We start from the raw sequence: 25947 nt of genomic DNA, 5'->3' as shown, positions 1-25947 counted from the left end.
ATCAGGTTTCCTTTTCGAGGAGGGCTCCCAACGCCTGCCGCGCGGCCTGAAAAGAGCGTTCCATATCAGCCAGCAATGGCGCGGCGCCGGCGGTGGTGTGATTGCGTCCGAGGTGTTCGAGTTCTTTGCTGCGCTGGGCCAGCGTGGCGGCGCCGACGTTGGCGGCGCTGGATTTGAGACTGTGCGCGGTCTTGCGCAATTGTTCGGCATCGTCGGCGCTGATGGCTAGGCGCAGCGCGTGCAGTTGCGCGGGCGTGTCGTGCAGGAAGGCTTGCAGGACGCGTTCCAGCAGGGCGTCGCCATTGGCCGGGCTCAGCGCGCGGATGTTGTCGAGTGCCTGGCGGTTGATGGTGTCGCCATCGTCCTGCGGCGCGGTATCGGCATCGGGCGGTGCGGCTGGGCGGGGCAGGCTGATCCAGCGCGACAGGGTTTGCCCCAGCGCCTGCTGGGTGAAGGGCTTGCTCAGGTAGTCGTCCATGCCGGCGGCGAGGCAGGATTCGCGGTCGCCTTGCAGCGCATTGGCGGTGATGGCGATGATGGGCATGCTGCGCGCGCGGCCGCGTTGCTGCTCGTGGCGGCGGATTTCGGTGGTGGCGGCGAAGCCGTCCATGACCGGCATCTGGCAGTCCATCAGGATGACGTCGAAGTCGTCGGCTTGCACCGAGTGCAGCGCTTCCTCGCCGTTGCAGGCGCGGCTGACGTCGAGGCCGAGGCCTTCCAGCATGGCGCTGGCCACTTCCACGTTGACCGGATTGTCTTCAGCAAGCAGCACCTTGCGCCGGCGGCGGCCGCGCGGCGCGTGCGGGACGGCGGCAGGCGCGCGCAGCACGGCGGCGTCGGCGCCACGATCGGTCGACGGCTCGGCCGCACGCGCCTCGCGTCCGCGCGGCGGCAAGGTGATGGCTTCGTACAGGTCGCACTCGCGTGGCGGCTTGATGAGCTGGAAGGCGACGCCGGCTTCGCGCTGCTGCACGCTGTCGGCGGCGTTGCGCTCGGTGGACAGCAGCAGCAACCGGGTGGCCGCCAGTGCCGGTTCGCTGCGCACGGCGGCGGCCAGCGCGAGGCCGCTGGTGCGCGGCTGCTGCATGTCGAGCAGCACCACGTGGTAAGCATGGCCGCGCGCCGCCGCCTGCCGCAGCTGGGACAGGGCGTCGGTCGCGCCGGCGCTAGCGCTGGCAATGCGCCAGGCCGCCAGTTGCCGTTCCAGTGCGGCCCGGCTGGCGGGATTTTCATCGACAATCAAAACGCGGATTCCCTGGGTGGCGGTGGATGGATCGTCGCTGTCAACACGACGTTTATCAAAATTTACGGCAAACCAAAACACCGATCCTTGAGTTAGCGCATGGTCGACGCCAATCGCGCCTCCCATCAGCTCCACCAGTTGTTTTGAGATCGCCAGACCAAGCCCGGTGCCGCCGTGCTTGCGGGTGGTCGAACCATCGGCCTGCGAGAAGGAATCGAAGATGCGCGCGCGCGCCTCGGCCGAGACGCCGATGCCGGTGTCATGCACCTCGAAGCGCAGCTGCACCGCTTGCGCATCTTCCTGCGCCACCGCCACCCGCACCGTGATCGTACCGGCATCGGTGAACTTGATGGCGTTGCCAAGCAAATTGAACAGCACCTGCCGCAGCCGATTCGGATCGCCGCAAATGCTGATCGGAATATTCGGCGCAAGCTCCAGCGCTAGCTGCAAGCCTTTTCCCTGCGCCTGCGGTGCGAACACATTGTCGACATCGTCCAGCAGGTCGCGGAAATTGAAGTGGATGTATTCCACCGTCAGCTTGCCCGCTTCGATCTTGGAGAAATCGAGGATGTCGTTGATGATCACCAGCAGATGCTCGCCGGAGCGCTTGACCATGCTGGTGTAGTGGCGCTGCTGCTCGCTCAGGCGCGTGGCCAGCAGCAGCTCGGTCATGCCAAGCACGCCGTTCATGGGCGTGCGGATCTCGTGGCTCATGGTGGCGAGGAAAGCGCTCTTGGCCTGGCTGGCGGCTTCGGCGGCGTTCTTGGCTTTTTCCAGCTGCTCGGTGCGCACGCTGACCTGGCGTTCAAGCTGATCGCGGTACTGGGCCAGCGCGGCGTCGCGGCCTTCGACCTGCGCCAGCATGTCGTTGAAGCTGTCGATCAGCGCGCCCAGTTCGTCATTGCGCTGATGGATGATGCGGGCCGTGACTTGTCCGCGGCTGACCTGCTGCGCCGCCGCGATCAACTGGCCGACCGGCTCGGCGATGCCGCCCTTGAAGCGCGCCGCCGCCAGCAGCGCCGTGATGAACGCCAGCACGGCCGCCACCGCAGCGGCGCCGAGGTTTTTCAACAGATCGAGCCACATGGGGAGTTGCGATGCTTCCAGCATCACCACGCCGGCATTGTCGTCGCCGTGGTGCAGCACGCGGTAGACGCGTAGGGCTGGCGACCACGGCGGGCCGCTGCGTTCGCTGCGCAGATCGGCGCGGGCCGCAACGTCCTGCGCCGCCAGCGCCTCCGGCCCGGCTTGCTCCGATGGCAGGCGCGGCGACAGGTAGCGCGCCAGAAGCTTGCCTTCGCTGTCGTACAGCGCGGCTTGCAAAATGTCTTTGTTGAGTGCAAGCGTGGCCAGCGTTTGCGCGGCCTGCTGGCGATCGGCGTACAGCAACGCCGTCTTGCTGCCATGGCCGATGATGCCGGCCAGCGCCGACAACTGCTGGCGCGCATCGTCAGTGTGGCTGAGCACGGACGTGGCGGCAAACGCCACGAACACCAGCAGCAAGGCGCTGCCGGTCGACAGCACAGACATGATCGTCAGTTTCATCGCGTGGCCCCATCCGTAAATGCCAATAAGAAAAATATATGCATCAGGCAAGCTCGGCCTTGATCTACATCTAATGCAGGCACGTTTGAGCTGCCTCAAACAACGCGGAATTGAGCGTTGCAAGCTGGGAGCATGGACCTCCAAAAAATCTTGTTTGTCGCGGAAGCGGTCACGCTGGCGCATGTCGGCCGCCCGCTGGCGCTGGCACGCACGCTGGATCGGCAGCGCTACGATGTGCATTTCGCCTGCGCGCCCGGCTACGAGCACTTTTTCAAAGGCAGTGACGTGACCAGCTGGCCGCTGAACAGCATTTCCAGCGCGCGTTTCCTGGCAGCGCTGGCCGCCGGCAAGCCGGTGTACGACGCCCGCACGCTGGCGCAGTACGTGGATGACGATATGCGCCTGCTGATGGCGCTAAGGCCGGATGTGGTGATTGGGGATTTCCGCTTGTCCCTATCGGTCAGCGCGCGGCTGGCGCAAGTGCCGTATGTCGGCTTGATCAACGCTTACTGGAGTCCCTACGTCGACCAGCACTACCAGGTGCCGGCGATTGCGCTGGCGCGGGTGCTGCCGATTCCGCTGGCTGATCGCTTGTTCAGGCTGGTGCAGCCGTTGGCGTTTGCGCTGCACAGCCGGCCGCTCAACTGGGTGCGGCGAGCGTATCACTTGCCGTCGCTGGGCTACGACTTGCGGCGCATCTACACCGATGCCGATCACGTGCTGTACGCCGATATCCCGGAAATGTTTCCGGCGCGCGCTTTGCCGATCACGCATTCCTACCTGGGGCCGGTGACGTGGTCGCCGCCCACTGAGTTGCCGCCGTGGTGGGATGCGCTGCCGGCTGGACGCGAGATTGTCTACGTGACGCTGGGCAGTTCAGGGCAGGGCGCTTTGCTGCCGAAGGTATTGCAGGCGCTGGCGCCATTGCCGCTGACGGTGATTGCCGCGACGGCCGGCAACGTCGATCCCGGCCTGCTGCCGGAAAATGTCCACGTCGCCAGCTACCTGCCGGGCGAGCAGGCGGCGCGGCGTTCGCGGCTGGTGATCTGCAACGGCGGCAGTCCGACCAGCCAGCAAGCGCTGGCGGCCGGCGTGCCGGTGCTGGGCATCGCCGGCAATCTTGATCAATACCTGAACATGGCCGGAGTCGTGAAGACCGGCGCCGGCGCATTGCTGCGTTCGGATCGGCTGGTGGCGGAGCAACTGCGCGCGACAGCGCTACGCCTGCTGGCCGAACCGGAGCCGCGCACGGCGGCCGGCCGGGTGGCGCAGCAGTTTGCGCATTACGACCCCGGCGCGCGCCTGGCCGGTGTGCTGGCGCAGTTGCTGAGCTAGCTTACAGCTGCGCGCGCAACTCCAGGGCAATCACGCGCGGTTTGGTGACGTAGACGTAAGGCGAGCCGACCGCCGAACCCAGCGTGCTGACCGACACGTACTGCTTGTTGGTCAGATTGTTGACCACCAAGCCGATGCCCCAGCGGCTGGACGGCGCCGACCAGGCCAGACGCAGGTCTACGCGTTCGCGCGCCTGACCGATGCCGAGCGCGCCGCCTTGCAGGCAGGTGCCGGTTTGACGGGTATCGGCGTTGCAGCGCTTCTCGCCTTGGTAGCCGACCATCAGGCCGACGTCGGCATTGCCGTCCCATGCCGGCCAGCGCGCGCTGACGCCGGCCGAGGCGCTCAGGTAAGGCGCGCCGGCTGCCTGGCCATCGAGGTTGACGCCGGTTGGCGCGACGTAGTTGGCATAGGTCTGGTCGAGGTATTCGAGCGAACCGTTGAAGCGCCAGATGCGGTTCAGCTTCCACTGCGCCTCGAGGTCAACGCCAGTGCCGTCCTGGTCGCTGTTGACGATCTGGTAGCTCGGGATGCCGCTGGTGGCGCTGGCCGGAACCAAGGTCAGGCTTTGCAGGTTGGTGTACTTGTAGCGGAACACCGACGCGCCGTAGGTCAGGTTGATCGGCTTGAAGGTGCCCTTCATGCCGGCTTCCAGATTGGTCACCAGTTCCTTGTCGTACTGGCCGTTGACGCCGACCGCATCGAAGCCGCCGGACTGGTAGCCCTTGCTCCACGACAGGTAGCCCATGTGGTCAGCCGACAAGTGGTGATCCAGCACCACGCGCGGGCTGAAGTTGTTCCAGCTCTTGTCGGCATTGAAGGCAGCCTTGGACGAGCCCGGATTGGTGAACTGGATGTTGCTGGTCGTGACCGCCTTGAGCGTGGCCGCCTGCGTTGCCGTTAGCAGCTTGGCCGCCACCAGCGAGTTGAAGAAGTTGCCCGCGTTGAGCGCGGCCAGCGTGGCATCCAGGCCCGGCGCGGTGCGCGACGGGTTGTACCAGCTGAACGATTTCTGGTCGTGGGTGTAGCGGCCGCCCAGCGTCAGGTTGGTCTTGTCGCTAACGTGCCAGATGGCGTCGCCATACACGGCGTAGGCGCGGTACTCGCCCTTGTCGTGCATGAACTCCGACCACGACTGGCCCAGCAGGTTGACGCCTTGCAGCGCGGTGTTGCCGGTGGCCTTGCCGAGGCCTTGCGCCAGCGCGGTCAGCGTCGAGTACGGCGCCAGGCCAGCCGAGCGCTTGATGATGGTGTCGAGCGAGGTAGTGGTGGCCGTCACGCTCTGCTCGGAAGCGGCGCGCTCGCGGTAGGCGCTGACGCCGGTGATCCAGTTGAGCTTGCCGGTTTCGCCGCTCAGCTTGAATTCCTGCTGCCACGTCGAGTTGGCTTCAACGATGCCGGTCGACAGTGCCGCGGCTGGATTCGCGCCGGCGTCGTTGTCCTGCCAGTTCTGCGCGTTGTAGTGGCGGTAGGCGGTGGTGCTGGTCAGCGTGGCGAACGACAGCGGCTGTTCCACGCGCAGCGTGACGCCGTCGAAAGTGCGGCCCTGCATATTCGGCTCGGCGTCGTTGTTGAGCTGGGTCTTGAGAGGATCAGTCCAGGTCGACGGGCCGCCGTAGTTGATCTTGTTGCCGGTCAGCGAGAACACCGGCGGGCCGGAGGCGCGCATCACTTCGTGCTCCCAGCTCAGCGTGGCGGACGCTGCTTCGCCTTGCCAGCGCACGGCGGCGCGGAAGCCGCGGTCGCCTTCGTCGCCCATGCGCTTGCCGTTGTAGGCGTTGCGAGCCCAGCCGTCATCCTGCTGGCTGACGGCCGAGATACGGAACGACAAGCTGTCGGTCAGCGGGGTGTTGTACAGCAGCTCGACGTCGCGCGTGCCGCGGCTGCCGACGCGCACTTGGCCGCTGGCCTGCACGCGGTTGATCGGTTCATTGGTGACGATGGAAATCGCGCCGGCAGCGGCGTTGCGGCCGAACAGCGTGCCCTGCGGGCCTTTCAGCACTTCGATGCGTTTGACGTCGTTGAAGTTGAGCAGCGAGCCGCCGTTCTTGCCGGTGTAGACGCCGTCGCTGTAAATGCCGACCGGCGAGTCGGTGCCGATGCCGAAGTCCTGGGTGCCGACGCCGCGCAGGTAGACCGACGGGCGGGTCGATTGCGAAGTGTCGATGGCCAGACCGGGCACGAAAGCATCGACGTCGGCCAGGCTGGCCATGCCCATGTCCTTGAGCGCAGCGCCGGACATGGTCTGCACGGCGATCGGCACGTTCTGGATTTGCTGGCTGCGGCTCTGGGCCGTCACTACCACCACTTGTTCGCTCTCTTGCGCGTAACTGACGGACGCGGCCATGCTTGCCAGCGCCACACTGACCGCGCTGGCGCACAGGCGCAGCGGCAGCCGTTGTTGAATCAAACTCACAGTCTTCTCCCGTTGAATGACACTTCAAAACGCCGGCCGTATCGCCTGCTGAAATTGATTCTAAGGTTTGCACTATGATTAAAATAGGAGCATTATCGCCATAATTATGACCAATACCGCCACCATTGCCCCCCATTTTGAGGTTCAAGTCCTGTGTTTTCCAGAGGCCATGACGGGAACCGTGTTCGCCGCAGTGGACGTGCTGCGGGTGGCCGACGCCGTGCTGAGGTTGCGAAATCCCCACGCTATCAGCCCCTTGAGCTGGAAGGTGGTGACGCCGCCCGGTAGCGCGGCGCCGTTCGATACCGCATTGCCCGGCGTGTTCGCTTCCACGCCGGCGCGGCCGTCGCCGGCGCCAAAAAATACCGTGATGATGCTGCCGGCGTTGTACGCCGCCAACGCTCTGGAGCTGCCGGTGATTGCCGCGCGCTACCCGGCGCTGCTGGCGATGCTGAAGGCGCACGTCGAGCAGGGCGGCATTGTAGCGGCGTGTTCCACCGGGTTGATTTACCCGGCGCTGGCGGGCATGCTGGACGGCTTGAGCCTCGATACGCACTGGGCGTTCAAGGCATTTTTCCAGCGGCGTTTTCCGGCCAGTGATTTTTCCAGCCCGGACAGCATGAGCTTCTATCCGCAGCTGTATTCCTGCGTGGCGCCGTCGCAGCAGACCGAGTTCATGATCGCGATTCTCGCGCGGCTATTGGATGAGCAGGTGGCGCACGGCTGCACGCGGCTGTTGCAGTTGCAGGTGGAACGCCAGCAATTGGGCAATCAACTAATGGAGCAGGATTGGTTGTCGATGACGTCCGACAGCCCGGTGTACCGCGCCAAGCAGTGGCTGGAGGCGAACATTGAACAACCGTATGATTTGGCCGCGCTGGCCGCCGTGGCCTCGTCGAGCGAACGCACTTTGCTGCGCCACTTCCGTGCCGTGCTGGGCATGACGCCGCTGGAGTATCTGCAAGACTTGCGCGTGCAGCGCGCCAAGGTGATGCTGGAAATTAGTTTGAATAGTTTGCAGACTATCGCCAACGCCTGCGGCTACACCAACGCCAGCACCTTCAGCAAATTGTTCCGCCGCGCCATCGGCATGAGCCCGGGCGAATACCGCCGCAACCACACCTTCCGCACCAAGCGCGCCCACTGGCGCATCACGCCGCACTGAGGAATAAAAAAAAGCGGATCGGGAGACAGGAGGCCGATCCGCTGCAAAAGACCGCTGCTGCGGTCACGACTGTGCTTTACGGCGCGTGCCCAGCGCGAGTCCCGCAAAGCCCAGACCGATCAGTGCCAGGGTGGCAGGCTCCGGGATGGTGGCGAAGCTCTGCGAGGAGTCCACTTTCAGGAACGGCACCGTGGTGGGCGTTGCACCGTCCCACATCATGGTTGGCGTGAAGAACGACGGCACGTTGGTGGTGCCGGTGAATTTGTCGACGAAGATGGAGCCGGTGACGGCGTCCAGGTACAGCGGGTCGACATAGTCGATCATGAAGCGCGAGTCGAAGGAGCCGGTGCCGACTGCGCCCGAGGCGCTGAAGCTGGCCTCGTTGAACACGAGGTGGCCGGACATGATCATGATGCCGTCGCCATCGCTGCCAGCGCCGGTGCCGCAACCGGCCGAGGTCGCGCCTTCGCCATAGCAGCGCACGGTGGCGCCGCCGTTACCGGGCACGGCCTTGCTGCCGTCGGTGATGCGGTCGAGGAAGATGGCAACGTTTTGCACGCCCGCGCGCAGCGGATCGACATCCATGGCGGCCGATTGCGTGGCCGGCAGGCCGAAGTTGACGGTGGTGGCGGTCTGCGCGGTGACCAGCTCCTGGAAGCGCACCACTTTGCTGATCTCAAACGTGGAGTTCAGCCCGGCCGGCGTCACGATGCCGGGGATATTGCTGTTCGACATAGTACCGACCACCATTTGCGAGCGCAGTTCGGTCAGGTAGGGCGCGGTGGCGCCGGGGCCGACGATGCGGCCGGGAATGAACCCGGTGGCGAGACCGGTGTCGGTGACGTTGGTCCACAGGTCGGCATAGGTGGTGTAGGCGCCAGTGCCGGTCGGATCAAGGCCGAGGGTAGGGCCGGCGCTGGCGGTCAGCGGCGCGGCCAAGGCGGCTGCCAGCATGGCGACTGCCAGCGCGGGTTGGATGGTTTTCATGAACGCTCCTCGAAAAAGGCCACGGGAATCGAAGCCGTAGCGTTCAAAGAGCAAAACCCTTGCCAGTACAGGCGCGCTTTTAAAATCAAGGACTTGCGCTGAGGGCAGCGGGCGGGTGTAAAAAATTCCGTCAGGGCGCAGCCCGGATGCGGCGCGCCGGGATGCCGCCCCAGATTTCACCGGCAGCAATCCGCGTGTCCTTGATCACCACCGCGCCGGTGGAGACGATGGCGTTGTCGCCGATCTGCACCCCGGCCATCACCACGGCCTTGGCGCCGATGGTGACGGTGTTGCCGATGTGGACGGCCTTCAGTTCCAGCCGCGCGCCTTCGATCACGTGGGCGAAAATCACCGCATCGTGGCCGATGATGGTGTTGCTGCCGATGCGCGTGAGCGGCGGGTCGAGCAGGGCACCGGCGCTGTAGGTATTGGCGCCGAGCTTGGCGCCCAGTGCGAGGTAAATCAGGCGCTGGATCGGCACCGGGATGAAGTGGGTGCGGATCAGCGAATTGAACAGCAGCAGGTAGAACAGGATGTTGACGTTGGCGACCAGTTCGTGGCGCGAGTGCTCTGGCACTTCGCCTTCGCGCAGCGGCAATGCGAGCAAGAAGCAGCGGTAGACCAGGAACGCGTACAGGTAGATCAGCAGCAGCGCCAGCAGGAACAGGGTAACGCCGCGAAAATCGCCGAGCGGCAGGCTGCCAAACACCAGCGCAGTGGTGCCGATCGCCAGCACCAGTATCAGCGCCAGCAGGCCGAGAAAGACCGCGATCTGTCCGGGCCGGATGGCGCGCATTATCTGCCTCCGCCGGCGATCAGCAATTCGCGCAGCGGCCGCCGCAGCGAGCGCGACTGCGCTGCTTCACCCGAACCGATGCGGCCCATGAATACCGCGGCGTCCCAGTCCGCTTGGCCGACCAGCGCCGCGCCTTCGCGCGACAGTTCGGCGGCGCGTTCTTGCATGCCCGGCGTGCTGGAGAATACGCGACCTTCGCGCACGTAGCGCGAGAAAATCAGCGGAGTTAGTTCCGGCTGTAATTGCAGGCCCTGTGCCGTGGCCGTCAGCCAGAAGCGCTGCATGGCGCGGCCGGCGGCGATGTAATCGTCGATGCGCTGCGGCCGGCGTTCGGCCACCAGCACGAAATGCGCGGCGCAAGCGAGGCCGGGAACCAAGTCCATCTGCAAGCGCGGCGCCAGCGTGCCGGCCAGCCAGGTGTTGAAGAAATGCACGCGCTGCCAATCCTGCATTACCCAGCGCATCAGCTTGGTGGTCATGGCGTCGGCGCCGAGGGCCTGGTCGGGGATGCGGTCTTCGCTGTAGCGGGCGTTCCACTCGATGATGGACTTGTGCACGTTGTGCGCTTCCGGCATGGTCAGGCGCAGCTTGGCGTTGCGGAACATCAGGCGCGCGGCGGCCATGCGTTGGCTGCCTTCCAGCCAGAGCACGCGGTAGCCTGCCGGCAGCGTGGCGCTGAGCGCGGCCTTCTCGGTCGCCGTGAGCGGACGGCGGCTCAGCGCGCGCCGCTGCACGCTGCGCGCCAGGATGGCGTCGGCCAGCGGATCGGGCTCAATGGTGGGCGAGGGGAGGAATTCAATGCTGAGGGTGGGACGCGTGTCCGGCGTATCCGGGTGGCGCATGCTGCGCATCTCGAGCTGGAAGGTACTGGCGGCGATGGCCATGGTTTCCAGCAGCGCACCAAGCGAGATTTGGCTCGGATGGCCGTCGAGGTCGTAGACGCAATGGTCGCGCGTGTCGTGGCCGTGCACCACCAGCCGGCGTTCATCGAGCACTTCAAAGCGCCATGGCTGCGTGTTGTCGCCGCTAGGCGCCCAGCGCGCCAGTTCGAGGATTTGTTCCAGCGTGCTGTCCAGGTGCTGCTCCATTTTGTTCATGTGTTACCTCCGGGCCGGCGTCGCTGCGCCAGCATCATGGCCAGCCGCTGCAACGGGTTGCGGTGTCCGCCGGGACGCCATGTGCGCACCAGCTTGTTGCGGAAAGCGTCGAATTGATAGCCCCATGGGGCGGGCCGCGCGTCGCCGCGTTTCAATAAAATTTTCAGCGCCTCGGTTGCCGCCGCGCCGGCGCACAACTCGCAGCCCATGATGGTAGATGGCCCGCGCTGTTCTTTCAAGTTGATGCTGGAGGGATCGACCAGGTAGCCGCCGTGCAGTCCAGCGGGCGCTAGCCCGACGAGAAAACGCAAGGCCTTTTCCATTTCCGGCTTGTCGCCCCAGCCGAAGTAATCCTCAAACGTCATATGCCCCGGCAGGAAATTCAGCACTGCCGTGCCCATGCCCAGCGGCGCCGCCGTCACGGCCGGAATGCCGAGCCGGGCGCAGGAAGCAAAGGTGGCCTGGCGCGCGCCGAAGGCAAAGAAATCCAGCCCGTCGACGTACAAGTCTACACCTTCAAAGAACGCGCCAAGATTGTCGTGGCTGACGCCCGATGGAAAGCGCACCAGCTTGAGTTCGGGATTGATGTCGAGCGCCATAGCGGCCAGCACGTCCACCTTGGGCAGCCCCAGCGTAGACACGGTCGCACCGACTTGCCGGTTGAAATTGGCAATGTCGAATGTGTCGAAATCGGCTATGTGAAACGCGCCGATGCCCAGCCGCGCCAGCGTCAGCAAATGCACGCCGCCGACGCCGCCCATGCCGGCAATCGCCACGCGCTTGCTGCGCAAGGCGGCCTGCTCGGCCGGCGTGACCCAGCCGATATTGCGCGCGTATGCCTGTTGGTAAATATAAGCCATCTTGATTGGATGGCCGGGAACGCTGAAAGTTCCTCGCGGGCGAAAAAAAACCGGCTCACTGGGAGCCGGTCTTGGTTAGCAATGGATTAGCAACAACCGCCGCGCTTGCCTGCGCCGCCGTAGCGCGCCTCTTGCCGTTCGCGGAAGAATTCCTCGTACGTCATGTAAGGCTCGCCGGGATGCGTGCTTTCCCGGTGGGTGACGTATGCATCGTAATCAGGCAGGCCCATCATCAGGCGCACGCTCTGCCCGAGATAACGGCCGGCCTTGGCGATTTCGCCCAGCATCACTGCACCTTGGCGGTGTTGAGGACCATCGGGCTTTCGTTCGCGGTCGGCTTGCTGGCGGCGCGCGCTGCCTGCACGGTGCGGAAGCCGAAGATCAGCACGCTCAACACCACGATCACGAAGAAGCCGGCCAGCGAAGCGTCGAGATAATCGTTGAAGATCACCTGCTGCATCTGGGCGATGGACTTGGCCGGGGCCAGGACCTTGCCTTCATCCAGCGCTGCCTGATACTTGGCGGCGTGGGCCAGGAAACCGACCTTTGGATTGGCATCGAAGATTTTCTGCCAGCCAGCGGTCAGCGTGCACAGCAGCAGCCATACGGTCGGCACGATGGTGACCCAGGCGTACTGGCCGCGCTTCATCTTGAACAGCACGCAGGTGCCGAGGATCAGGGCAATCGCGGCCAGCATCTGGTTGGCGATGCCGAACAGCGGCCACAGGGTGTTGATGCCGCCCAGCGGATCGACCACGCCCTGGTACAGGAAGTAGCCCCAGGCCGCCACGCACAGGCCGGTAGCGACCAGGTTGGCGAAGGTGTTTTCGGTTTTCTTCATGGCCGGCACAAACGCGCCCAGCAGATCTTGCAGCATGAAGCGGCCGGCACGGGTGCCTGCGTCCACCGCGGTCAGGATGAACAGCGCTTCGAACAGGATCGCGAAGTGGTACCAGAAGGCCATCATCTCGCGGCCGCCCAGCACGCCGGACAGGATGTGCGCCATGCCCACCGCCAGCGTCGGTGCGCCGCCGGCGCGGGAAATGATGCTGTGCTCGCCAACGTCCTTGGCGGTTTGCACCAGCATTTCAGGCGTGATGTAGAAGCCCATCTGCGACACGGCTTGAGCAGCGGACTCAGCGGTAGTGCCCAGCAGTGCCGCCGGCGAGTTCATGGCGAAGTACACGCCCGGGTCGATGGTCGAGGCGGCCACCAGCGCCATGATGGCAACAAACGATTCCATCAGCATCGCGCCGTAGCCGATGAAGCGGGCGTGGGTTTCGTTCTCGATCATTTTCGGCGTGGTGCCCGACGAGATCAGCGCGTGGAAGCCGGACACGGCGCCGCAAGCGATGGTGATGAACAGGAACGGGAACAGCGAGCCTGCCCACACCGGGCCGGTGCCGTCGATAAACTTGGTCATTGCCGGCATTTGCAGGTGCGGCGCAACGATCAGGATGCCCAGCGCCAAACCAACGATGGTGCCGATTTTCAGGAAGGTCGACAGGTAATCGCGCGGCGCCAGCAGCAGCCACACCGGCAGTACCGAGGCAACGAAGCCGTAGCCGATCAGCATCCAGGTCAGCTCAGTGCCGGTGAAGGTGAACATTGGCGCCAGCGCCGGGTTCTCTTGCACCCACTGGCCGCCGAAGATGGCCGCCATCAGCAGCACAAAGCCGATGATCGACACTTCACCAATCTTGCCAACGCGGATGAAGCGCGAGTACACGCCCATGAACAGCGCGATCGGAATGGTGGCCATCACGGTGAAGCTACCCCATGGCGAGCCGGTCAGCGCCTTGACCACGATCAGCGCCAGCACCGCCAGGATGATGACCATGATCATGAAGGTGCCGAGCAGCGCGATGTTGCCCGGAATCGGGCCCAGCTCCGACTTGATCAGGTCGCCCAGCGAGCGGCCGTCGCGGCGCATCGAAATGAACAGCACGATGAAGTCTTGCACCGCGCCGGCAAACACCACGCCGGCCAGGATCCACAGCATGCCGGGCAGGTAGCCCATCTGCGCGGCCAGTACCGGGCCGACCAGCGGGCCGGCGCCGGCAATCGCGGCGAAGTGGTGGCCGAACAGCACGTACTTATTGGTCGGTACGTGGTCGAGACCGTCGTTGAGCTTGTTGGCCGGGGTCATGCGGCGGGCGTCCAGGCCCAGCACTTTGTCGGCGATGTACAGGCTGTAGAAGCGGTAGGCGATCAGGTAGACGCAGACCGCGGCAATCACGATCCAGATGGCGCTGATCGATTCGCCGCGGTGCAGCGCCACCACGCCCAGCGCCGAGGCGCCAAACAAGGCCAGTGCGGCCCACCCGAGCTTGCTTGCCAGGGTATTTGGTACGGTGTTCATTGTGTCCTCCAAGGTGTCTTTTTACTTATGACGAGTATTCATGATTGTGATATCCCCCGCAAGCGCAGCACTACGCAACGTGCATGCGTATAACTACGTAGGATTCCGGGCGTGCCGAGGCGTAGAATTCGGGGCTACAAGAATACGAGCGGAGCGGGCGCGATGAAGTTGCGGCAAAAAGTGATTTTTCTGGCGATCACGCCGCTGATACTGGCGCTGTGCGCGATTGCGCTGGCGGTGCGCCACCAGTCCGTGCTGCTGGCCCAGCAGCAGCGCGCCACCATCCAGCAAGCTTACCTGAGCAGCAAGGAGGCTGAGCTCAAGCACTACGTGGCGCTGGCCTCGCACTCGATTTCCCACCTGTACGATTCCGGCCGCGATGATGCCGCCACCCGCAACGAGGCGATGCGCATCCTGTCCTCGCTCAGCTACGGCGACGACGGCTATTTCTTCCTGTACGACATGCAGGGCAACACGCTGATGCACCCGCGCCAGCCGGAGCTGGTCGGCCAAAACCTGTTCGGCCTGCGCGATGAATACGGCCAGTTGACCATCCAGAACCTGATCCAGCGGGCCAAGGCCGGCGGCGGGCTGGAGCGCTATATGTGGGTCAAGCCATCCACGCACAAGCCGGTGGCCAAGCTCGGCTACGTGATTGCCATGCCGAAGTGGGGCTGGATGATGGGCACCGGCATTTATCTGGACGATGTCGACCAGGCGCTGGCCAAGGTCGACGTCCAGCAGTCCGGCAACATCCACAACACCATGCTGTGGATCGCCGGCATTGCGATTGCGGCCGCCGTGGCGGTGGCCAGCTCGGGGCTGGCGCTGAATATCAGCGAATTGCGCGTGGCCGACGCCAAGCTCAAGGTGCTGGCCCAGCGTGTGGTTGAATCGCAGGAAGAAGAGAGGGCGCGGCTGTCGCGCGATTTGCACGACGGCATCAGCCAATGGCTGGTATCGATCAAGCTGCAAATCGAAGCCGGCATCATTCGCCTGTCGTCCGGCAAGCCCGAGCAGCAGCAGGCGGCGCAGGCCGTGTTCGAGCACGCGGCCGACCAGCTCAGCAATGTCATGGCCGAGGTGCGCCGCATCTCGCACAACCTGCGCCCGGCCATCCTCGACGACCTCGGCTTGGCCGCCGCCTTGCAGCATCTCACCAAAGAGTACACCCTCAGCAGCGGAACCCCGGTACACTTTGAAGCGTCCGGCTGCACCGAGGGCTTGCCGGACGTGGCCAACACCGTGCTGTTCCGGCTGGCGCAGGAGGCGCTGACGAATATCGAGCGCCACGCCGGCGCCAGCCGCATCGACATCACGCTGGCCGGCGACGAGCAGCACGTGACGCTGCGCATCCGCGACGACGGCCACGGTTTTGACGCTGAGGGCATCGCCCTGCATCCGCAGCGCGGCATCGGCTTGCGCAATATGATGGAACGGATGGACGCCATCGGCGGCCGCTTTGAAATCGTGTCCTCGACCGATGGCACGCTGGTAACGGCTTCAGCCCCTAACAATAGTTGAATCAAAATGACGAATGCGACGATCAAAATCCTGCTGGTAGACGACCACCCACTGGTGCGCGATGGCCTGCGCGCGCGGCTGGAAGCCATGCCGCAATTTGAAGTGGTGGCCGAGGCGGGCGGCGCGTCCGAGGCGCTGGAGCAGGCCGGCCGCCACGAGGTCGACCTGGTGCTGATGGACATCAATATGCGCGGCACCAACGGCATCGAGGCCACCGCGCTGTTCAAGCAGGCGTTTCCGCGCATTGCCGTGCTGATCCTGTCGATGCACGACAAGCTGGAATACGTGTCGCAGGCGATCCAGGCCGGCGCCCGCGGCTACGTGCTCAAGGATGCGCCCGGCAAGGACATCGTGGTGGCGATCGAAACCGTGATGTCGGGCGGCATCTACTACAGCGCCGCGCTGGCCCGCCAGCTGGCCCAGCCGCAAAACCAGGACAACCAGCTGACCTCGCGCGAGCACGAGGTGCTGCGCCACATCGCCAACGGCGAGTCCAACAAGCAAATCGCCCGCGCGCTCGACCTCAGTGTGCGCACCGTGGAAACCCACCGCCTCAACATCAAGCGCAAGCTCGGGATTGAAGGGCAGGCCGAGCTGATCCGCTTCGCCGTCCAGAACGCGCAATGATATCGGTACCATGTGGCAAAACACCGACGCCCGCTTCTAATACTGTTGAGCAATTTCTAACAGTGCGTGTTTCTACGGCAATATCTGCTATATTCCTGCTCCGACCGCAGATTATTGCAATTGTGTAAAAGAAAACGTTAACGCGCGCTGTCAATTGGTCTTATACTGGTTATATTGCTAATTGCTCTACTATCTTTATGGTATTTGATTGCCTTAAGTCAAGTGTTGGTCTAAGATGGCGCGCATAACCTCGATGAGATATTGATGTCTGCGCCTGAAATCAGCCTGTTTCCACTGGTGAAATTGCAAGCAGTATCCAACGCTCATAACGAGTGGGTGGCACTGACTTTTGAGCTATCGCACTATGAAGGCGATGCTTTCCAGGCAGCTTTAACGCTGCTGAAAACGCCCGACGTGTTTGCCGCGTTGGCGCCGCTGGATTGCATCCTTCCCGTCCCGAATCCGCAACTGCTGGAGCAGTCTCACCTCGAGACGCTGCAAGCGAACCGCATCATCCTGCGCGTCCCGGCTGCTGCCTGCGCCGATGTTGCGATCCAGAAAAAACTGTCCGGCTATGCCGACGCCGGCTACCGCATCAAGCTCGACGGCGTGGCTGAGGGCTCGGCCGCCACCATGAGCGGCGCCCGCTCGCTGATGGTCGACGCCTCGACGACGCTGCCGCCGGTGCTGGCGCTGGTGGCCCAGCCGGGCCCGCATCTGGCCACCGGCATGGGCAGCGAAGCCCGCATTGCCGAATGCGCCAAGGCCGGCTTCAGCTGGTTCGCCGGCGATTTCGCGCTGCATCCTGAACACGACGCCAGCCAAGGCGACGGCACCTCGCGCAAGCGCCTGCTGGCGCTGCTGGGCTTGCTGGCGCGCGACGCCGATTCGCGCGAGCTGGAAGTGCTGCTCAAGCAAGACCCGGCGCTGGCCTACCACCTGCTCAAGCTGGTGAACTCGGCGGCATTTGCGCTGAGCTCGCCGATTCACAGCTTCGGCCAGGCGATCAACGTGCTGGGCCGCCGCCAATTGCAGCGCTGGCTGCAACTGCTGCTGTACGCGCGCCAGCAAGACGACGGCCTGGCCAACCCGCTGTTGCCGCTGGCGGCGGTGCGCGCGTCCATGATGGAAGGCCTGGCCAAGTCGCTGGGCTGGGACCGCGATCAGCAGGACATGGCTTTTGTAGCCGGCGTGTTCTCGCTGCTGGACGTGCTGCTGGCGATGCCGATGACCGAAATCGTCGCGGCGCTCAGCCTCGACCTCGATGTGGTGATGGCGCTGCTGGATCGCGCCGGCCCGCTGGGCGACTTGCTCAAGCTGGTGGAGCACCACGATAGCGCCAGCCTCGAACAGGCCGGTATCTCCCACGAGACCTATTGGGAAGCGCAGTTGCAGGCTTACCACTGGGCGATCCAGGTGAGCAGGAATATCTAACCGATGCTCGCGCAACCCGTCTCCGATTTCCTGACCAATAGCGCGGCCCTATGCGACGCCGTGCTGCGCCTGCGCGGCGCCGCACTGAGCGAGGAATTGGGACGCATCGTCCGCGCCGTGCTGAATAGTCCGCTGGGCGAGTACGTGCCGCTGGATTCGTTCTCGGTGCTGCTGGCGCCGCCGCTGGAGCCGGTAATGGCGGCCAATGATGACGCGGTGCCGACCCTGATCCAGGAAATCCGTTTCGACGACAATTTGTTTGGCCGCTTCGTGGTCTCTGGCCGCGCGCACTACAGCGATCAGGATCGCCAGCACTTGGCCAGCCTCGCCAGCCTCGCTGGCAGCGTGCTGCAAGTGCACTCGGTGGCGCAGCGTACCACCCATGCCTACGTGCAGGTGGAGGCCAAGCTACAGCATCAGGCGCAGATCCTCGACCAGATCCATGAGTCGGTGCTGACTATGGACATGAATGGCTTCATCATCAGCTGGAACAAGGGCGCGGAGCGCCTGTTCGGCTACACCGCCGTGGAAGCGGTGGGCCGCAACATCCTGTTCCTCTACGATGACGAAGACGTCGGCTTCCACGACGACTTCCTTGAACAAGGCGGCCGCCTGATGGAAGTGCGGCGCAAGAAGAAAAACGGCGAAGTGTTCTGGGCCAGCCTGTCGCTGTCGCCGCTGTGTGACATAAACGACCGCTCGATCGGCTTGATCGCCTACCTGACCGACATCACTGAACGCAAGATGGCGGAGGAGCGCATCCACCACCTCGCGTACTACGACGCGCTGACCAACCTGCCGAACCGCACGCTGTTGACCAAGCTGGTCGACCAGGCGCTGATGGTCGCGCAGCGCAACAAGGCGCATGGCTGCGTGCTGTTCATCGACCTGAATCGCTTCAAGCTGATCAACGACACGCTGGGCCGCAAGATCGGCGACGAGCTGCTGGTGGAAGTGGCGCGCCGCTTCCGTACCGTGCTGCGCGATCAGGATCTGGTGGCGCGTCTGGGCGGCGATGAATTCGCGGTTGGGCTGTTCGACATCGGCCAGCACTTCGAGGCCAGCATGGTGGCGCAGAAACTGCTGGCATCCTTGAATGCGCCGATCTACATTGACGGCCACGACTTGCGCGTGGGCGGCAGCATCGGCATCAGCGTGTATCCGCAAGATGGCCACGATGCGGAGACCTTGCTGCGACTGGCCGACATCGCCATGTACCGCGCCAAGCAAGAGGGCGGGGCGGATGGCGATCACATCGCCTTCTACAGCCAGGATATGAATCAGGGCATGCAGGAACGCATGCGCATCGAGACCGGCTTGCGCAACGCGCTCGGTAACGGCGAGCTGCTGCTGCACTACCAGCCGAAGTACTCGATCCCGGATGGGAAAATCATCGGCGCCGAGGCGCTGGTGCGCTGGCGCCATCCTGAACGCGGACTGGTGCCGCCGTCGGAATTCATTCCGTTGGCCGAGGCGACCGGCCTGGTTGTTCAGGTGGGAGAGTGGGTGCTGGAGACCGCGTGCGCGCAGGCGCAGGCGTGGAAGGATGCAGGTTTGCCGCCGATCCGTTTGGCGGTGAATGTGTCCGCGCGCGAGTTCACAGCGGCGTTGCCGGGGCGCGTTAGCGATACCTTGAAGCGTTACGGCCTTGAGCCTTCGTGGCTGGAACTGGAAATCACCGAGAGCACGCTGATGAACAACATCGACCGCGTGATCGGCATCATGGATCGGATTACGGCCATGGGGGTGACCCTGTCGCTCGATGATTTCGGCACCGGGTATTCGTCGCTGTCCTACTTGAAGCGCTTCCCGATTGATACGCTGAAGATCGACCGTTCGTTCACGGTCGGCATTCCGAGCGATACCAACGATTGCGCGATTGCCAACACCATCATCAGCATCGCGCAGCAGTTGAAGCACAAGGTGATTGCGGAAGGCGTGGAGACGGTCGAGCAACTGGCGTTCCTGAAGAATTCCGGCTGCAACGAGGTGCAGGGATATCTGTTCTCCAAGCCGCTGGAAGCGGATGCGTTTGAGCGTGCGTTGCGGGAAAATTGGGCGCCGGGCAGGTCGAGCCGGGCGGCGTAGAGGCGATTGGGTGGTTTTAGCCCGAGAAATCTGTATAATGTTGCACACTTAGGAAGCGTGGCCGAGTGGTTGAAGGCAGCAGTCTTGAAAACTGCCGACGGTGAGAGCCGTTCGTGAGTTCGAATCTCACCGCTTCCGCCACCTCATATTAATAAGCCCTTGTATATCAAGGGCTTTATTTTTTGTATCCCTAGATTAAGCGGCGCTCTTGCTCTCCATCCTGAAGTCAATTTAGGCGTGGTTGCGGAAATGGTTTCCGCAACTCTCGACTTTGCAGTGCCGTTCCTCCCATCCTTTAGCCGCTAAGCCGCGTGATTTTCGTGTGTAGCTGTGTCGCACCTGTGTAATAAATACTGTACATCTATACACGTGCGTTAAAAACAGTGTAAAATTTGTTTAGTCCAGTTAATCGCAATAAATTTCACAGGAAAAACAAAGAGTTACCATGTCAATGGACGAATTAGAGATAATTAAAACGGATTTAGCCCAGCTTGTCAGGCTGTCACTTTCTGAGCAGGCCGATGATGTGCGCCTTTTTGTTGCGCGCTTGGTCCGCAAATATCGAGCGACAGAACCGCAACTGGCAGAGCAGCTCGACTTATTCCTGCGAAACCGCCCAACGCGGACGAGCTCGCCGCTGCGCCGTGCGCCGCCGCCGCCAAAGACCCAGCATGCTATGCCAGTCGACGATGAGTCTCGTTTAACACTCCTTCGCGTGTTTAACGATCCTCGCGACTTCCCGGCTCCGCTATTCTCCGAGGAGCTGGGTGCTTCTCTGGCCCAGCTTGTGGAGGAGCGTAGACAAACGGATCGCCTTTTGGCTGCCGGACTTCAGCCTTCACGCTCAGCGATTTTTGTTGGCCCACCGGGGGTTGGTAAGTCACTGACTGCGCGATGGCTTGCCGCACAATTGGGCGTTCCACTTTACATCCTCGATTTGACCGCAGTGATGAGCAGCTTACTGGGAAAAAGTGGCAGTAATCTGCGCTCTGCTCTCGATTTTGCGAAGCGAGTACCTTGCGTACTTTTCCTCGATGAGATCGATGCTATTGCAAAACGTCGCAGTGACGAGGCGGATGTGGGCGAGCTGAAGCGGCTTGTTAACGTAATTCTCCAAGAGGTTGATAACTGGCCTTCCACGAGTTTGCTGGTTGCGGCAACGAATCACCCCGAACTGATTGATCCTGCCCTTTGGCGTCGTTTCGATCTGGAAATCAAGTTTGAGCTTCCTGAACAGGCGGCAATCAAGGATGCAATGCGTCGCTTCCTTGGAAATGACCTTCCATTGCTGGCCAAGTGGATCGATGTTCTTGCCCTTGCGTTTAAGGGCTTTTCGATCAGCGATATCGAGCGTTCAATACAGAAATTCCGCCGCACCCTAGCATTGGGAACGGCATCAGATGCAGATTTAATTGAAGAGTTCATTAGAGGGCGCACGCAAGCGCTTGAGCGCTCGGCGCGTATCGAACTGGCGGTAATGCTCGCCAAAACGAAAACGCTGTCACAGCACGTTGTTTCTGATTTAACTGGAGTCAGTCGTGACACCATCCGTAAGTATGTCAGCGAAACCACCAAAACTGTAAAGGGACATAAGAAAGCATGAACAAACCGAACTTTCTGATCGGTCGCGGAGAACTTCTTGTGCGCGACATTAAGGGGCCGAAGCGCTTTGGCGACAAGGCTGAGGTCTATCCGTACTCTTATGCAATCGAACGTCTGACGCCGAAGCTGGAGCGTGCATCCCGCGCGCTCGATGCATTGCCAGAAGAGGCTTGCCCACGTGATTTCGGCGTCGCTCTCTTGACCCTCAACCCGGGCTACATCGCTCGATCATATTTTCCTGTTGCGCTGCTGCGTGCGGCGGGCTTGGAATCGGTGGGCAGTCGAACCGTCAAAATCACGCCAGAAGCTTGGACAAAGAAAGGTGCGCCGGCTGAATCGAGCACTACTCAACTGTTCGTTGCCGGCAAGCGTAGCGTTTTCCGCAGCTTGCCTAGTTGGATTCAGTATGCCGAACAGGATTCCGATGAAGCCCTTGATATTGCCCACATTGAGGATTTCGAAGCGTTCTTGCCGGGAGAGCGGGTGCGCGATTATGGTAGTGAGAAGGAGCGATTCTTCGAGGTTGGGCTTCACCTACTGTCAGACGAAGGCTCTGCGTTCATCCAGAAGGCATTCTCCCAGTTCGCCGCAAAGCAGGATGTAAAGCTTCATGTTGAGCTGGCATTTCGAGCCGGGAATTTGTGGTTCGTCCCAGCAGAGGGGAGTCGCAAATCTGTGGAGCGGCTTTCTTCGTTCTCTTTTGTGCGAGTTATCCGGCCGATGCCAAGTTTGCGTGGCATGCGTCCCGTGACGCGTGGCTCAAGCGTCTCCGTTACTTGCCAGTTGCCCAATGCGCAGCCGCTTTCCTCAGAGCCGCGGGTCGCAATTCTGGATGGTGGGCTCCCGGCACAACACCCTATCGGCCCTTGGTTGAAAGCTTACCATCGCTTAGATCCGAATGCAGCGGATGATCCAGAGGCGAATGAGCATGGTCTGGGGGTAACATCAGCGTTCTTGTTCGGGCCGCTTCAGCCGGGTGGAATTGCGGAGCGCCCGTACTCTTATGTCGATAATGTTCGTGTCCTTGACGAGGATTCGGACACGGAAGACCGTCTTGATATGTATCGCACACTGGGGTTTGTGGAGCAAGTGCTGCTGTCCCGGCAATACGAGTTCATTAATCTCAGCCTCGGGCCGGATCTGCCGATTGAAGATACTGATGTTCACGCGTGGACAGCGGTAATCGACGATCTCCTTAGCGACGGCGACACGTTTATGACTATCGCGGTAGGCAACAATGGTGAGCATGATCGTGACTCGGGTAACGCGCGCGTTCAAGTCCCATCTGATTGTGTCAATGGCATTGCCGTTGGTGCAGCAGACGCAACTAGCGCGAGCTGGGCACGCGCGCCGTACAGTGCAATTGGTCCGGGACGTAGTCCGGGGGTAATGAAGCCTGACCTGCTGGCTTTCGGCGGTGAAACATCTCAGTACTTCCACGTGCTGACGCCGTCGAGCAAGCCGCGACTCTCACCGCAGATGGGGACGAGCTTTGCTGGCCCTTACTTGTTGCGTAGCGCTGTAGGGATGCGTGCGATCTTAGGCGCTGAACTTTCTCCGTTGACGCTTAAGGCGCTGTTGATTCATGGCGCAGATCCGGGGCAGTACGATAAATGCGAGGTTGGCTGGGGTAAGATCCCTGAGGACTTGATGACGCTTATCACGTGTCCTGACGGCGTGGCGCGAATCATCTATCAGGGTGAGCTCAAACCCGGCAAGTATTTGCGTGCGCCGCTTCCTCTGCCTACTGGCGGCCTTACCGGCAATATCACTTTGGGGGCGACTTTCTGCTATGCCTGCCCGGTCGATCCGCAGGATGCTTCTGCGTACACACGTGCAGGCCTAGATGTGGTTTTCCGCCCGAACTCTGGCAAGGTCAAAGAAGGGGCCGCGAATGCAGCGTCAAAGGGCTTCTTCGACTTGAAGCAATTTGCAACCGAGGAAGAGCGACGTTCCGATATGGGTAAGTGGGAAACTGTGCTTCATGGAGAGAAGAACATGCGCGGCACTTCGCTGAGCGACCCGGTTTTCGACATTCACTATAACGCTCGCGAAGGTGGCGGGAAGGCGAACAGCGCTGAGAAGATTCGGTACGCACTGGTGATAACGATCAAGGCACCAAAGCATGCTGATCTGTACAACGATATTCTTCGCGCTTACGCAAACATTCTGACGCCGATTCAACCTCAGGTATCTCTGCCAATTCGAGTATAAGGCAATGGCGCTGCTGAACCGAGATGAGGGTTCAGCAGCGTCATGAGTGGCTATCGTGTCGGCGTCACTGCTTGGCCGATCCTGCGATACACTCGGTCGGTTATCTCTTCCTCGGTATGGCCCAGCAGCTCGCTTGCTGCTTTCATATCGCTAATCTCGCTTGCCGACTTCGCCCGTATGTCCCTGAACTGAAATTGTTTAATGCGCTTGGCCAAGTCCTTCTTGTTCGCGTCTGTCGCGGCCTGCGCTGCCATTGCGCGCGCTGCATCGAAGCGCAGGCGCAAGTGATGCTGCTTTACTTGGCCACCGTTCGCAAGTGTGATGAGATGCGAGCCGTTAGCGCGTCCTGATCGTGACTGAATGCGTTCAATTACGTTTGCTAATTCGGATACAGCGCCATTCGTCTCCAGCATGATGCGCAGGAACTTATTGGTCTTCCCCTGACGGACGTGTAGCGCGTTGTTCTAGTAGAGTCCTGTGCAGACGTCTGCACAGGTTTTACTTTTCCTTTGTCGATAATCGCTCGATCAGCAGGTGCCGGGACAGTCTAAGCCAGCTATCAGTCTAAGATTTCGTCAAAGTCATCGAATGGATTTGGCAAGCGACGCCGCGCGATGAACATGCCGTAGACTCCGATCCCCGGAAACGCATCCAGCAGCTTTTGTCTCGCTGCCAGAAAGTGCGCTCGAGAGGTCAGCATATCGTCCAACAGAAAGATTGCGGTTGGGGCCGGGTGGCTTCGCCGATGAGGCCCGAAATTGTTCCGTTCAAGCTTTAGCCCGGTGCTGGCAGAAAGTAACGCGCAGCCCTGCTAGAATCGGGCAAGCCGGTCTTCCGGGAAGCAGTATGTCTCAGGATTCACGCGTTCACTGGTTATGCCAATATGTATCGAGAAAGAAAATCATGCCAAGTTTTGTATGGGGGCGCAGCCCAAAAGAGGCCTGGGATAATCCGTATGAGTATGCGGCTCAGGATCAGTTCATGCGGGAAGCAACCTCAGTATTGGATGCGCTAAGCGCTGATCTTGACCGATATACCATGAAGTTCCATAGGGATGACACGGGCGTGGACAAAGCTACATGGATGCTTTCTCTGGATCTGGTGGATTCCTTGCGCGGAAGTATAGAACTGTTCCGAGAGAAGCGGCATCGCATTGCGTTTCGACTGTTCAGGGATGTTGTGGAAACAATTGATTTAATCGGCGTACTACATGCCGGTAACGTCTTTGCAGAGCGCACCCTGAGGCAGTGGTACAAAAACAACACAATTTCCCATGGGGAAATACGTAAGTACATGGAATCTACCCAAGGGAAGGCGGCGGCAGAGAATAGGCAAAAGTTTCACCATCAACTTTCTAAGCTCACTCATCGAACATATCGAGCATTGACTATGAGTTTTTCTCTTGGGCCCGGCGATATGATGGTGCCAGACACTCACTCTAGTCCAATGCTCATCTTGCCTCAAACGATTGCAGAAGGACTAGCCGTGTTGTCCAATCTGATTATTGAAGCGATTGAGTGCCTAAAGTTGTACGGCCCGTTAGAAAGAGATCAGGTTAGTTCGATATTTCTAAAAGCGTTAGAGGTTGATAGCGTCCCTCGTCGGTTTGCCATCCATGGCGGCCATGCTTCATAGCCTCAGTTGAGCGCTTAGTTTGGGTGCTGACAAAAGCGAGGGCGATGATGCGTTTCTAGAGAGTCCGGAATTGGCAGTGTTCTCCGCAAAGGGCGCGCATTAGGCGAGCGTGGGCCATTGAGGGAAGTCATTAGGTGAGTTTTGTAAATCGATGACTTTCGAACTGAATGGCTGGCACTCTTTAAGTTATTTTTACGCTAGCGTGTGCTTCGTAGCCAAAAGCGGCTTCGCTGAGCGTTCAGTCGTCTTATTTGTGGTCAATGCATCAGCTTAGGTCCGAGCCAGTCAATGATACTCTGAACTCCCAATGAAATTTCATTCTTAAAAGAATCTGGGTTTTCTTCCTCTAGCATATCGTACAGAATATCTCGCGCGTTCTTTAGAGATTCTCTGGCGGCTTCTTTGATGCCTTCTGGTGCGTCAGGGTTAATCGCGCTCAAATAGTTAAATACGCTTCTGCGAAGTTCTTTTTCCAACTCAAATAAATCACGCCAAATTCGATCAAGTTCTGCGCCATTTTTCCACACTACTTTAGCCTCCTTGATCGCTGCTTCGAGGATATCTCGTTCAATGACTACGGCATCCCAGCGCGATTGGTACTGCGCTGCGGTATCGTTAAACTTTGCTTTCTTTGCGTCTGTCAGCTTTCCCGGCACTTCTTTTAGATCAAACCACATGAATGGGTTACGGACACCATCAATCGAGCTTTGATATTTGATGGCGGCAAGCGCGATCTGGCGTGCCAGAGTGTAGTCCTGTTGGCCTCGGAATTGCCGCTGCCACGTCGTGAGTCCTCTAGCGGCAACGGTGGCAGCAAACACGGCTGCGCTCGCCGTTACAATGTCTTTCAACATCGATAGGTAAGGCTGAGATTCCACAATGCTTGATAAATCCATAAAATTCTTTGCATGTGTATTCGCGATTGAGATCCAGAAGGAGCGCAATCGTGAGTTGGTTCGATTAATGGAATTACGGACAGCTCGTCAATGCCCTGCGTGCAAAGCTGTTCGCCGTTAA

The 25947-nt window shown here is 61.2% G+C and carries 19 protein-coding genes and 1 tRNA gene; 10 read left to right on the top strand and 10 right to left on the bottom strand.

What is annotated here, in order from left to right:
* Position 1: 1 nt before the first annotated feature.
* Positions 2-2788 (bottom strand): hybrid sensor histidine kinase/response regulator, encoded by a 2787-nt coding sequence (locus GTP45_RS15685; RefSeq protein ID WP_161014777.1) that lies wholly within the window; start codon positions 2786-2788, stop codon positions 2-4.
* A gap of 132 nt (positions 2789-2920) precedes the next feature.
* Between GTP45_RS15685 and GTP45_RS15680 the strand changes: the two genes are divergently transcribed.
* Positions 2921-4123 (top strand): glycosyltransferase, encoded by a 1203-nt coding sequence (locus tag GTP45_RS15680; RefSeq protein WP_161014776.1) that lies wholly within the window; start codon positions 2921-2923, stop codon positions 4121-4123.
* A 1-nt stretch (position 4124) separates the two neighbouring features.
* On the opposite strand, the gene GTP45_RS15675 is transcribed toward GTP45_RS15680, so the two are convergent.
* Positions 4125-6539 (bottom strand): TonB-dependent receptor, encoded by a 2415-nt coding sequence (locus tag GTP45_RS15675; protein WP_161014775.1) that lies wholly within the window; start codon positions 6537-6539, stop codon positions 4125-4127.
* Between the two features lie 169 nt (positions 6540-6708).
* Between GTP45_RS15675 and GTP45_RS15670 the strand changes: the two genes are divergently transcribed.
* Positions 6709-7704 (top strand): GlxA family transcriptional regulator, encoded by a 996-nt coding sequence (locus tag GTP45_RS15670; RefSeq protein ID WP_161014774.1) that lies wholly within the window; start codon positions 6709-6711, stop codon positions 7702-7704.
* A gap of 63 nt (positions 7705-7767) precedes the next feature.
* Here GTP45_RS15670 and GTP45_RS15665 read toward each other — a convergent pair whose 3' ends face one another.
* The 6 genes from GTP45_RS15665 to GTP45_RS15640 all read right to left on the bottom strand — a co-directional run bounded on the left by GTP45_RS15665 (position 7768) and on the right by GTP45_RS15640 (position 13806).
* Positions 7768-8691: a PEP-CTERM sorting domain-containing protein gene (locus GTP45_RS15665; protein ID WP_161014773.1), complete on the bottom strand. Its 924-nt coding sequence runs from the start codon at positions 8689-8691 to the stop codon at positions 7768-7770.
* Between the two features lie 130 nt (positions 8692-8821).
* Positions 8822-9487 carry an acyltransferase gene (locus GTP45_RS15660; protein WP_161014772.1) on the bottom strand — a complete coding sequence of 222 codons (666 nt, stop codon included), beginning with the start codon at positions 9485-9487 and terminating at the stop codon, positions 8822-8824.
* Positions 9487-10584, bottom strand: a complete 1098-nt coding sequence (locus GTP45_RS15655) for a nitroreductase family protein (protein WP_161014771.1) — start codon at positions 10582-10584, stop codon at positions 9487-9489. Before GTP45_RS15655 ends, GTP45_RS15660 begins: the two co-directional genes overlap by 1 nt.
* Positions 10581-11444, bottom strand: a complete 864-nt coding sequence (locus tag GTP45_RS15650; protein ID WP_161014770.1) for a ThiF family adenylyltransferase — start codon at positions 11442-11444, stop codon at positions 10581-10583. Before GTP45_RS15650 ends, GTP45_RS15655 begins: the two co-directional genes overlap by 4 nt.
* Before the next feature lie 86 nt (positions 11445-11530).
* Positions 11531-11731 (bottom strand): YbdD/YjiX family protein, encoded by a 201-nt coding sequence (locus GTP45_RS15645; protein WP_161014769.1) that lies wholly within the window; start codon positions 11729-11731, stop codon positions 11531-11533.
* A complete protein-coding gene (locus GTP45_RS15640) occupies positions 11731-13806 on the bottom strand; it encodes a carbon starvation CstA family protein (protein WP_161014768.1) in 2076 nt (691 codons plus the stop codon). The genes GTP45_RS15645 and GTP45_RS15640 overlap by 1 nt, the downstream gene beginning before the upstream one ends.
* Positions 13807-13968: 162 nt before the next feature.
* Between GTP45_RS15640 and GTP45_RS15635 the strand changes: the two genes are divergently transcribed.
* The 7 genes from GTP45_RS15635 to GTP45_RS15605 all read left to right on the top strand — a co-directional run bounded on the left by GTP45_RS15635 (position 13969) and on the right by GTP45_RS15605 (position 23295).
* Positions 13969-15330, top strand: a complete 1362-nt coding sequence (locus GTP45_RS15635; RefSeq protein WP_161014767.1) for a cache domain-containing protein — start codon at positions 13969-13971, stop codon at positions 15328-15330.
* Positions 15331-15336: 6 nt separating this feature from the next.
* Positions 15337-15957 carry a response regulator transcription factor gene (locus GTP45_RS15630; RefSeq protein WP_161014766.1) on the top strand — a complete coding sequence of 207 codons (621 nt, stop codon included), beginning with the start codon at positions 15337-15339 and terminating at the stop codon, positions 15955-15957.
* A gap of 264 nt (positions 15958-16221) precedes the next feature.
* Complete coding sequence (locus GTP45_RS15625) at positions 16222-17391, top strand: EAL and HDOD domain-containing protein (RefSeq protein ID WP_161014765.1); 1170 nt, start codon at positions 16222-16224, stop codon at positions 17389-17391.
* A 3-nt stretch (positions 17392-17394) separates the two neighbouring features.
* On the top strand, positions 17395-19479 hold the full coding sequence (locus GTP45_RS15620) for a putative bifunctional diguanylate cyclase/phosphodiesterase (RefSeq protein WP_161014764.1): 2085 nt from the start codon (positions 17395-17397) through the stop codon (positions 19477-19479).
* A 51-nt stretch (positions 19480-19530) separates the two neighbouring features.
* Positions 19531-19620: transfer RNA gene (locus GTP45_RS15615), tRNA-Ser, on the top strand.
* 304 nt (positions 19621-19924) lie between these two features.
* Positions 19925-21082: an AAA family ATPase gene (locus GTP45_RS15610; protein WP_229258479.1), complete on the top strand. Its 1158-nt coding sequence runs from the start codon at positions 19925-19927 to the stop codon at positions 21080-21082.
* The gene (locus GTP45_RS15605; RefSeq protein ID WP_161014763.1) at positions 21079-23295 is read left to right on the top strand and encodes a S8 family peptidase; all 2217 of its coding nucleotides are present in this window, start codon (positions 21079-21081) and stop codon (positions 23293-23295) included. Before GTP45_RS15610 ends, GTP45_RS15605 begins: the two co-directional genes overlap by 4 nt.
* Positions 23296-23345: 50 nt before the next feature.
* On the opposite strand, the gene GTP45_RS15600 is transcribed toward GTP45_RS15605, so the two are convergent.
* Positions 23346-23708, bottom strand: coding sequence for a site-specific integrase (locus tag GTP45_RS15600; protein ID WP_161014762.1), 363 nt, complete (start codon positions 23706-23708; stop codon positions 23346-23348).
* Positions 23709-24141: 433 nt separating this feature from the next.
* Here GTP45_RS15600 and GTP45_RS15595 point away from each other — a divergent pair, with 433 nt between their 5' ends.
* Entirely contained in the window at positions 24142-24930 is a 789-nt protein-coding gene (locus GTP45_RS15595) for a hypothetical protein (RefSeq protein WP_161014761.1), read from the top strand.
* A 257-nt stretch (positions 24931-25187) separates the two neighbouring features.
* Here GTP45_RS15595 and GTP45_RS15590 read toward each other — a convergent pair whose 3' ends face one another.
* Positions 25188-25826, bottom strand: a complete 639-nt coding sequence (locus GTP45_RS15590) for a hypothetical protein (protein ID WP_161014760.1) — start codon at positions 25824-25826, stop codon at positions 25188-25190.
* Positions 25827-25947: the final 121 nt, after the last annotated feature.

This window comes from Duganella rivi, from assembly GCF_009857435.1.
Taxonomy (GTDB): Bacteria; Pseudomonadota; Gammaproteobacteria; order Burkholderiales; family Burkholderiaceae_D; genus Rugamonas; species Rugamonas rivi.
This window is presented reverse-complemented; position numbering and strand designations above follow the sequence as displayed.